Source organism: Paenibacillus camelliae, assembly GCF_023715345.1.
Classification (GTDB): domain Bacteria; phylum Bacillota; class Bacilli; order Paenibacillales; family Paenibacillaceae; genus Pristimantibacillus; species Pristimantibacillus camelliae.
The window spans coordinates 211,849-221,974 of sequence record NZ_JAMBNY010000007.1 but is presented as its reverse complement, the minus strand read 5'-3'; the positions used below and the strand labels follow the sequence as shown (position 1 = coordinate 221,974).

9 protein-coding genes are annotated in these 10,126 nt (G+C 43.1%); 3 read left to right on the top strand and 6 right to left on the bottom strand.

The features are described 5' to 3' along the window. From M3180_RS13645 to M3180_RS13620, 6 genes are all read right to left on the bottom strand, one after another. Window positions 1-2,117 (bottom strand): FecR domain-containing protein (locus M3180_RS13645; RefSeq protein ID WP_251668389.1); only part of this gene is annotated, 2,117 nt, incomplete at its 3' end. Between the two features lie 28 nt (window positions 2,118-2,145). Next, the gene (locus M3180_RS13640; protein WP_251668387.1) at window positions 2,146-3,714 is read right to left on the bottom strand and encodes an NHL domain-containing protein; all 1,569 of its coding nucleotides are present in this window, start codon (window positions 3,712-3,714) and stop codon (window positions 2,146-2,148) included. A gap of 107 nt (window positions 3,715-3,821) precedes the next feature. Next, complete coding sequence (locus tag M3180_RS13635) at window positions 3,822-5,660, bottom strand: CHASE2 domain-containing protein (RefSeq protein ID WP_251668385.1); 1,839 nt, start codon at window positions 5,658-5,660, stop codon at window positions 3,822-3,824. 182 nt (window positions 5,661-5,842) lie between these two features. Next, the gene (locus M3180_RS13630; RefSeq protein ID WP_251668383.1) at window positions 5,843-6,217 is read right to left on the bottom strand and encodes a RidA family protein; all 375 of its coding nucleotides are present in this window, start codon (window positions 6,215-6,217) and stop codon (window positions 5,843-5,845) included. A 59-nt stretch (window positions 6,218-6,276) separates the two neighbouring features. Further along, entirely contained in the window at window positions 6,277-7,542 is a 1,266-nt protein-coding gene (locus M3180_RS13625; RefSeq protein ID WP_251668381.1) for an MFS transporter, read from the bottom strand. Window positions 7,543-7,569: 27 nt separating this feature from the next. Then, window positions 7,570-8,022 carry a GNAT family N-acetyltransferase gene (locus tag M3180_RS13620; RefSeq protein WP_251668378.1) on the bottom strand — a complete coding sequence of 151 codons (453 nt, stop codon included), beginning with the start codon at window positions 8,020-8,022 and terminating at the stop codon, window positions 7,570-7,572. Window positions 8,023-8,188: 166 nt separating this feature from the next. Here M3180_RS13620 and M3180_RS13615 point away from each other — a divergent pair, with 166 nt between their 5' ends. The 3 genes from M3180_RS13615 to M3180_RS13605 are packed head-to-tail and all read left to right on the top strand — an operon-like array spanning window position 8,189 to window position 10,051. Then, a complete protein-coding gene (locus M3180_RS13615; RefSeq protein ID WP_251668376.1) occupies window positions 8,189-8,695 on the top strand; it encodes a ribonuclease domain-containing protein in 507 nt (168 codons plus the stop codon). Continuing rightward, the gene (locus M3180_RS13610) at window positions 8,692-8,961 is read left to right on the top strand and encodes a barstar family protein (RefSeq protein ID WP_251668374.1); all 270 of its coding nucleotides are present in this window, start codon (window positions 8,692-8,694) and stop codon (window positions 8,959-8,961) included. The genes M3180_RS13615 and M3180_RS13610 overlap by 4 nt, the downstream gene beginning before the upstream one ends. A 31-nt stretch (window positions 8,962-8,992) precedes the next feature. Next, the gene (locus tag M3180_RS13605) at window positions 8,993-10,051 is read left to right on the top strand and encodes an LLM class flavin-dependent oxidoreductase (RefSeq protein ID WP_251668372.1); all 1,059 of its coding nucleotides are present in this window, start codon (window positions 8,993-8,995) and stop codon (window positions 10,049-10,051) included. Window positions 10,052-10,126 lie beyond the last annotated feature (75 nt).

Below are 10,126 nucleotides of genomic sequence, written 5' to 3'. Positions count from 1 at the left end.
AGAATTAATTGAGCATTGCCTTGGGTGACGAGCATCTCGTCTAGCATATAGCTCAATGCTTCCTGACCAGCACTGTAGCTTAGTGAAGTTCTTTGACCATCCTGTACATACTCGAGTGCAAATGGTGCTGCTTCGTCTTCCCAGCTTGGCGGTGGTTCATACGACACAATGCCGCGAAGCGTCAGCTCTGCGGGGCCATAGTTTACGTGATCTACCCTAATCGTTGCCACGAATTCTGTGGACATCGTCGGCAGGTTCCATACATAGCTGCCGTTCACTTCCTCTAGCTCTTCATCGTTAATCATTACCGAGGTAATTTCAGAATCGGCTACGCTCGGCGCAAAGACGAGCTGATCATCCCCAACTGAAACTATAGTCTCATCTAGTCGATAGCTTAGCGTCTCTTCAAACGTGTAGCTTAACGCTTCTCTGCCGCTGTATAGCACATACTCCACTGCAAATGGTGTCGCTTCGTCCTCCCAGCTCGGCGTTGGCTGATACGATACGATACCGCGAAGCGTCAGCTCTGTTTCCGCTGGATTATAATCTGGATGATACACGTTAATCAACGCGTAAAGATCTGATGACGATTCAGGTAAATCCCATACATAGCTGCCATTTACGTTATCTAGCTCTTCACCGTTAATCGTTACCGCTGTAAGATCAGCACCCGCTACATTCGGAGTAAGAATTAGCTGTGCATTGCCTTGGGAGACGAGCATCTCGTCAAGCATATAACTTAATGCTTCCTGACCAGCACTGTAGCTTAGCGCCGTACTCTGACCATTCTGTACATACTCCACAGCGAATGGTGCTGCTTCGTCCTCCCAGCTCGGTGTCGGTGTCGGTGTTGGCGTTGGCGTTGGCGTCGGCGTTGATGTCGGTCTCGGCGGCACCGGCACTGGAGTGCTTCGCTGTTGATTTCTTTCTTCTTCTAGTCGACGCTCCTTGTCTGAATTAAATCTATTTTTTTCGTCTTCATTTAAGGATTCAAGTAATTTCTGCATAGCCTCATCAACTCGTCGTTGTCTCTCTTGTTCATTCTTTAGTCGCTGTTCTTCCATCTTCCTCTCTATTTCTTTTAATAAATCTCCATTGTTTTTTTTCGCTCGTTCCAACTGCTCTTGCATTTCCTCAGTTTTTCTCTGTAGCTCAAAATCGTATCGATTATTAGGTAATCTAGTATCTAGATTTCCATCTAATTCCCTTTCTATTTGACCGTTTACAGATTGTATAATCTTTTCAAGCTCATCCTCCATTGCTTCCTTATCATTTTGTGATATCAAATTTTTATTCAACGCGGCTAATAGAATTGCGCTAGTCAAATTTCGAATATTGTTTTGAATCACCTCATCTGATAACGGCAGTTGAGAATCGGAGCCTTGAGATTGTTGCAATCTTTTAAGCATCTCTTCATTTTCCCGCTGTATCTTTGCAAGATTGTCCAATATGCTTCGCATCGTATCAGGTGATGTTTGTTGCAATAACTGCTCTAATGATTGATTAGACATATTGCCGATCATATTCCCGGAGTCTGGATTGTGAAAGAATATTTGTGCAGGATAGATTTGCTGCGGCTGTTGATCGCCATCGTCCTTCGATTGCATTTGAATAATACCAGATAGTAAGCCGATTACGGATTCGCCCGTATTGGGATCTATTCCAACAAAGAAGTTAGTTCCACGAACGCCCATAATCGCTGTCGGTGTTTCCAGCTGAAATTCATCATCCTTCGTAGCAATGGATTTCACATCCACCCAAGCTTTACCTTTTTTCATCTTTACTTTCGTTGTTGTTCCATTCTTCGTGGATAGCTTACTAAAGGTTACCGTTGAGTTGCTTTCAAGAACTAACGTATCATCTGTTGAAGTACCGTTAGAAAACTTCAATTCAACACTGCTCTTGCTTCCGGTTGTAACGACATCCCCTTCATTTAAGCTCATGTTCTTAAAGCCCTTTAGCGTTTTCTTACCTCCGGACTTTTGAACCTCTACCGTTCCTTCTATCTTAGAAATAATGGCAACGCGTGAAGTAGCTGCATCAGCAAAGCCTACTCCCGTTGTGAGTGTCACCACAGCAAAGATAAACGTTAAAGCTATAATTAAGCCTCTTCTCATCGACGAACCTCCCTATCATTCTATAAAACTAGCTTTGAAATAATGCCGAACGAACAACAACATGCTGTTGCTGACGATCCCACTGCACATCATAGCCAAGCTGCTCAGCAATAAAGCGAACTGGTACTAGCAAACGATGATCTACAACAATGCCTGATGCGTCCAACGTTTCAGTTCCTTCGCTCGTCTGCTTAACGATAGACTGACCATCTTCAGAGAAGAGATAGGAGAGACTAGAGTTAATCGTCACTCTTACTTGACTGCTTTGCTTATCAACGTGGATACGATAGCCGAAATGTTCCGCAAGTGCGCGTAATGGGACATAGGTACGGCCTCCCTGAAGCTTAGCCGCGACATCTGAAACAAGCAGCTTTCCTTCAACCATAACGTGAATATTACCGTCCTCGTCGTGCGCTTGCTGCTCATAGCGCTGAATAACGCGAAGTCTGTTGTTGCTAGAATCCGTTACAAGTAACGTACCGTCTGAACGCTCAATGACGTCGGTAGGCTCATTCAGCTCAGCTGCACCTATAACGCCATCTGACTTACCACTCTCTTCCTCCTGCCCTGCAAGCGTATAAACTATTCCATCAGCAAGAAGTCTTATCACATGATTGTTACGATCAGCGATGAGCAATGAACCATCACTAGCAACAGATATCCCTGTCGGAGATGAGAATCTTGCCTGTTCTGCCTCTCCATTGGCATATGCGCCAGGAGCATAAAGTGCGTTACGTTCGTACTCACCACCACCTGCCACTGTCTTCACGATGCCTTGTTCAAAATCAATGTACCGAATCCGTTGATTGCCAGAATCGCTTACATAGAGATTTCCAAGCTCATCGATGGCAAGCCCAGTTGGTTCATTGAATAATGCCTCGGAAAGTCGACCATCCTTGAAATCACCAGCCTCGGTTACTACCCCTGGAAAATATTCCACGACGCGCTCTGAACGTTTATTTAATGTCGTAACTGCGCCATTTGCATCGATTTTTCGTATCACATGATTTAGTGTATCAGCGACATATACGTTTCCTTTGTGATCTACTGCTACATCTGAAGGGCTGTATAGCTTTGCTCGCTCACCTGTCCCATCCTGAAAGCCGATCTCACCATTACCAGCAATCGTCTTCACTATGCCATCAGTAGTAATCATACGAATGCTATGATTCCCGCTATCAGCAACATATATATTGCCTTGTACATCTTGGGCTAAGCCAGCTGGCTTATTGTAAAAAGCGCTATCATTGTTACCGTCATTGTAGGCTCCAATAGGGAAGCCTTGTTCATCGAAATCTAGAATAAGTCCACTATAGCTTGTCACTTGATTACTAGATAGCAACCTAAGCAGATGGTTGTCACTATCGCTTATTAATATCCCTCCATTATTCAGCTCAATAATAGAAGCTGGTGTGTACAAGCTAGCAGCTTGGGCTGCTCCGTCACTATAGCCTGGTTGATTCTGTCCGGTTAGCGTTCGGATTTCATAGAGGTTTTTTTCCTTTAACACCGCTTGATTCGCCGCTGCAGTCATCGGCATCAAGAAGCAAGCACCGCAGGCTGCCCATACGATCCCTTTCAATAATTTGTTCTTCATTCATTTATCATCTCCCTTATTTAATTTATTTCGCGCTTCTTTACTCGAGACTTGCAAGGCTATACATAGCTTACGCTCGAATCAAGGTCGTTTCAGTAACCTGGCTCTCATTTTTCTGAATCTTTCTTTAGAGCGAGCAGCTCATATATTTGGATTGGCTGTGATTTCCCCTTAAATAGTTTTTGCTCTCCTTCGCCATAGATAGCATGCTCTGAGGTTTGCTTATAGACCTCCTCGGATACGAGAATTTGCCCAGCAGTTGTTCCTGACTCAATTCTTGAGGCGATATTGACGCTATCACCAATCGCTGTATAGTCCATTCTTAAGTAAGAGCCAATATTGCCAATGACGACATTCCCCGTATGGATGCCGATACCAATCGCCACTTCCACACCGTACTTCTGCAGCAGCTCCTCACGGATTGGCTTCATATTTTGCTGAATATGATACGCCGTATAGACAGCCATCTTCTCATGCTCTTCTACATCGAGCGGTGCATTAAACAGGATCATTGCAGCGTCACCGATAAATTTATCAATCGTGCCGTGAAACTGTAGTGCAGTATTCGTGATCATCGTAAACTTCGTATTCAGAATGTCGACCACTTCAGTAGGTGTAAGCTTCTCAGATAAAGCTGTAAAACCGCGAATATCTAGAAATAGTATCGTGATTCGCTTAGAGATGCCCCCTAGCTGTATATCCATGCCCTGGTCAATGATGCTTTTCACGAGATCTGGCGATATATAACGGCCGAATTGTCGCGTAACAAAGTTTTTCTGCTGCTGCTCCTTGTACGATTTCAAAGATACGTTAAAGATATAAGCTATAACAATTGATGCGATTAGATAGACCATGCTCATTTGATAGTTAAACTGCTTGAAAAGATAGAGCTGAAGCATGTAGATGCCAATAATCGAGCTAACAGCAACGATAAACGTATATTGGTTTCTGAAGCGCCATGGCAGCCACGTAAATAATAAGAATGCAATGATTATGGCGACTAGCTCTAATGAGTTCGGTGCAAATACGATCGCTGAGCCTTGAAGGAGCTGATTCGTAATGTTGGCATGGACATACACCAGCTTCATGTCACGCGCTAGTGGTGTCGGTCCAGAATCTTGACCACTGTCACCAGATAGTCCTGTCGCGGTCATACCAACAAATACAATCGCATCCTGGAACGTTTCTGGAGGGATTTCACCGTAGATCACATCAACAAACGATACGGTTAGAAAATCCTCGGTCACGAGGTTGTAATCGATGGTCATCGTATTCTTCGCAATAGGATCACTTGTTTTTTTACGATCTGTCCAATCCTCATATCGCGATAGGTTTGCACCTGCCATCTCGGCAGCCTTATAGGCTAAAGAGGGGATAACGTCTCCTTCTGGAGACTGCAGCTTCAGCCACGTTTGCCGAATAATCCCGTCGTGACTTACGACACGGTTAATATGCGCATTTTCGGTATGCTCAGAAAATAAAGGATAAGCGTAATCGACAGCATAGGTTTGCAGATATTGATCTGAGCTCACTGTCGTAGTGCGGAAAACATCCCCTGTCGTACTAGCAACAGCGGGAAGTATAACATTAGGGTATGTAGCCAGTGCCTCGGCGAAGATTGCATCGCTATCTTCTTGACTTGGATCGCTGAACACAATATCAAAAGCGATCGCATTAGGCTCAAAGTCAGGCTCATTGATCGTAGCTAGCAGAGAGGCATATATCGAACGATCCCAAGGGAACATCCCAAGCTCTTGTATGGATCGATCATCGATGGCAATAACTACGATGTGTGGATCAGGATCATGAGTGGCTGTTTGCTTCATATTATGATCAAACATCATAGATTCAAGCTTCTGGAAGGTATGTAAAGAATAATTTAGTAGAATTGTAATTAGAAGTAACAGATTAACAATAATAAACGTATTGCGTATAGGTGCTTTCAATATACCGCCACTTTCTATACATTTTTTTGCAGAACACTACTATTCTATTATTAAACCTCGGACACCTAACGTCAATAAAAAGCTTAGTATATTTGCACTATTTTCCTTGAATAAATAAAAGCGAGACCCCTTGTTATAATAAAACAATAACAATAGATCTCGCTTAAGCTATTTTACTATTCTTACAGCTGCACGATGACCTCGATTTCAACTAGCGCATCCTTAGGCAAACGTGCAACCTCTACAGCGCTACGAGCTGGGTACGGCTGTTCAAAAAAGCTTGCATATACTTCATTGACTGCTGCAAAATCATTCATATTCTTCAAAAACACTGTCGTCTTAACAATTTGGTTCATCGACGCACCTGCTGCTTCAACGATTGCCTTCACATTGTTAAGTGATTGCTTCGCCTGCTCAGCAGCTGTTTCTGGAAACTGATTCGTAGCAGGGTCCATTCCTAATTGCCCTGACGTGAATAGCAATTGACCAACCTGGACCGCTTGAGAATAAGGTCCAATCGCTTGCGGTGCTAGATCTGTATGCACTGCTTTTTTCATAATTGCACGACCTTTCTATACAAAACTTAATTTCATTCTACTTTTTTCTGACTACAACATTATAGCTTATTTTTCGGCTTGCGGAAAATAATAGGTGCTACGATGACAGCTAAAATGAGTAGAATGATGCCCAGCATTAAAAATAAACCGTATTCCTGTAGCCATAACGGGTATGCCTTCAGCTCTTCAAATACTATGCCTCCAACTGTGGGACCAATAAAACCGGCAATACCAGTTATCGCGGAGAACACAGCGATATATATAGGACGCTCTGCTTTTGTGGAAGAGCCAATCATAAAAATAAAGATTTGTTGGTTATAGCTTCCTAAGCCGAAGCCAAGAAATGCATAAATCATAATAAGTACGAGCAGCTGAGGTAGAACGTTCATCGTACTCCAAAGCAAGGCAGCGGCAGCTAAAAACGGCAGCGAGCCAATGAGAAGCGCTCTTTCACTTAATCTGCGAGATAACAGCCCGCACACATAAAAACCAGCCATTGACGTAATCGTCTGCAGAATAACTAGATTCGCAACAGTTGCATAAGGCACGCGCAGTACGTCAAGCATGACATACGAAAAAAACGGATGCGTCATCGTCACGACAAGCGTCCACATCGTTAAAAACACAAGCCCTTTAAAGAAGGTACGATCGCGAAATGGGCGCAGCACAAATGTACCTAGCTTCATCCCCTCACTTTTTTCAAAATGAGGATTCGGATATTTCGTCATATATATAATGTTCATAACGACCGTCACAGCAGCAATGGCATACATGATGTTGAAGCCCCATGCACCGGGGTAAGCATCAATAATTACTCCCGTAATATATAAGCCCGTGCTATTTACAGCACTTGTTAGCACGTTTCGAATACCGAAATATTTACCTCGCACTTGATTAGGAACCATATCAGAAATTAGCGAGGGCCAGATGACTCCTGCAAACGCGTTTACAACAGCATAAATTAGAAAAATAATGATAAACGTAACAAGCCATAAATCCTTGGGAAATATGAATGGAATAAGTCCTGTTGATAGTCCAATTAGACGATGAGCCGATGTAAAAATTATAAACGCGCGTTTACGATTGACCAACCTTTGCATATACATCGCTGCTACAACCTGCAGCAAATTCGCTAACGCTGGAATCGCCAGTACGATTCCTATCTGCTTCGAATTTGCTCCAAGATATAATAAGTATGCGGTTAGAAATGGGCCAGTAAGCATGGTGAGCAGCAGCATTGCCCACATGCCTTCGACAACGGCCACTTGCATGCCTTTCCGATACGATGATTTGGGTTTATCTTTTACTAGAAATTGAAATCGCACAATATAGCCTCCCTAAGCTGTAGATCATTAGTTAATATGAGCGGTCATACGAATATGAGGTATTCCATCCTCCATATAAGGCTCCGACTGTACAGTAAATCCAACCTTTTCATAAAAATGCTGCAAGCGTTGCTGTGCAGAGATCGTGATCGCTTTACCGCCCCAATGCTCCTTAATAAAAGCAATCCCTTTCCTTACTAGCTCTTCACCATTGCCAGTTCCTCTGAGCACAGGTGCAATAATGACTCTACCTATCGAATAGCTGTGTTCATAGCTCACGCCATAATTCAATAGCCTGCAATATCCGACGAGTTGATTGTGCTCATTTCTCAGCTGTAGATGATAGGCGTCTAAATCCTTATTGTCGCAGTCAGCATATATACTTTCCTGCTCCACGACAAACACATCTGTACGAAGCTTTATGATCTCATATACTTCGATGTTGCTTAATTCATTAAAATGCTTAATGCTCCATTCCATGCTGCTAGACTCCTTTTTACATTCAATTACAGTTGTAAATTATCATCACCATCATCATACACTGGTTATGCGAAAATTCATATTGTAATGTGTATGTTTTTTCTGTTTTGCCTTAAAAAATTTAATCACGTATACTATGGAAAGCTACTACATAAGGAGTGGGACGATGAAGTCATTATTGAAAGAAAAACTCAGCCGCCTAGCTCAGCTTGCCGTTATCAGTTCGATAGCTTTGCTGATATTACTAGTTACGGGCTGTAGTGTTTTCCTAGACGAGCCTCGCAGCAGCAATAGCCCTGCTATTGAGATTGAGCAATCAAATAATGAACGTTTAACCTCGTTTGACGAGGTTGCTGCTTACATACGTGCAAACGGACAGCTGCCAAGTAATTTTATTACGAAGAATGAAGCAAAGAAACTAGGCTGGATTGCAGCGGATGGAAATCTGCATGACGTTGCTCCAGGAAAGAGCATTGGCGGCGACCGCTTTGGCAATCGTGAAGGTTTACTTCCTAAAAAGGAAGGAAGAATATGGTATGAGGCGGATATTAATTATGAAGGCGGTCATCGCAATGCGGACCGAATCGTCTTCTCTAATGATGGACTAATCTATATGACGACAGACCATTATAAAAGCTTTACAGATATTACAGATGAGGTGGCAACAGAATGAATAAAACAATTGAGCTTAAGCTCTCTCATATTAAACAGTATGATTCGGTGCATCATTGGCTTGCAGCACAGCTCGAGCTACCAACGCATTATGGTCATAATCTAGATGCCTTATGGGATTGTCTCACTGGTCATATTGAGCTTCCTATAACAATCTTATGGAATAATGATTGTCAGGATCAAACAGACTATTCGAGTATTACTGATCTCTTCGAGGAAGCATCCGGTGAGGTAGATGGGCTTGAATTTGGTTATGTACTAGAATAAATATCTATCTGAATTTGGAGGAATAACAACTATGCGTAAACAACCATTCCAATTCGGCATTTACACACTAGCTGATTTGGGGAAGGATCCTCATACTGGAGTACAGATTACTCCCCATGAGCGCGCACGACAAATTGTTGAGCTTGCGAAAATGGCTGATCAGCTTGGCCTCGATGTTTTTGGTCTTGGAGAGCATCATCGTTTGGACTACGCAGTGTCATCTACCGCAGTTACATTGGGAGCCATTGCGCAAAGTACAAGCAATATCCGATTAACAAGTGCAACAACGATTATAAGTACTGTTGATCCCGTCAGATTGTATGAAGATTATGCTACACTTGATCTGCTATCCAATGGTCGTGCTGAAATTATTGCAGGCAGGGGTGCGTTTTTCGAATCCTTCCCGCTTTTCGGCTTCGATCCCGAGGATTATGACGCGCTGTTTGAGGAAAACACGGAGCTCTTCTTGCAGCTTAACAAGCATGAAAAACTAACGTGGACAGGTCAATTTCGTCCAGCATTACATAATGTTGAAATCGCACCTCGCCCCTATCAATCCGAAATTCCTTTATGGATTGGTGTAGGTGGAAGCATCTCAAGTGCTGAACGTGCAGCTCGATACGGGCATGGCATGGCCATTGCAATTTTAGGCGGTAATGTTACATCTTATCAGCCATTAGTGGAAGCTTACCATCGTATGGCAACCAAGTTAGATCGACCATCTGAACATCGTCAGGTCGCAGTAACAGGCCACACTTTTATCTCTGAGAGTGCTAAGGATGCTCGTGAAATATATTATCCTTATTACGAAAATTATAAAAACTATGTCAATGCACAATTAGGAAAGCAGCAACAGTTTACAAGGGAGCAATTCGATCAAATGACAGAGCTGCAGCACGCGCTATTTGTGGGCAGCCCTTCAGAGGTCGCAAGTAAAATATTGCTGCAATACAAGCTGTTCGGTCATCAGCGTTTTCTCGCACAGCTGGATATTGGCGGTATGCCATTCGAGCTCGCTGCCAATAGTCTAGAGCTGCTAGCAACGAAGGTCATTCCAGAAGTTCGTAGACAAATCGCGCAATACGCTTAACTTAAACCAAAATACATAATTTACTGCTAGGCAGGTCAATTATGTATTTTTTTCCGCCCCATTGAATATTTATTC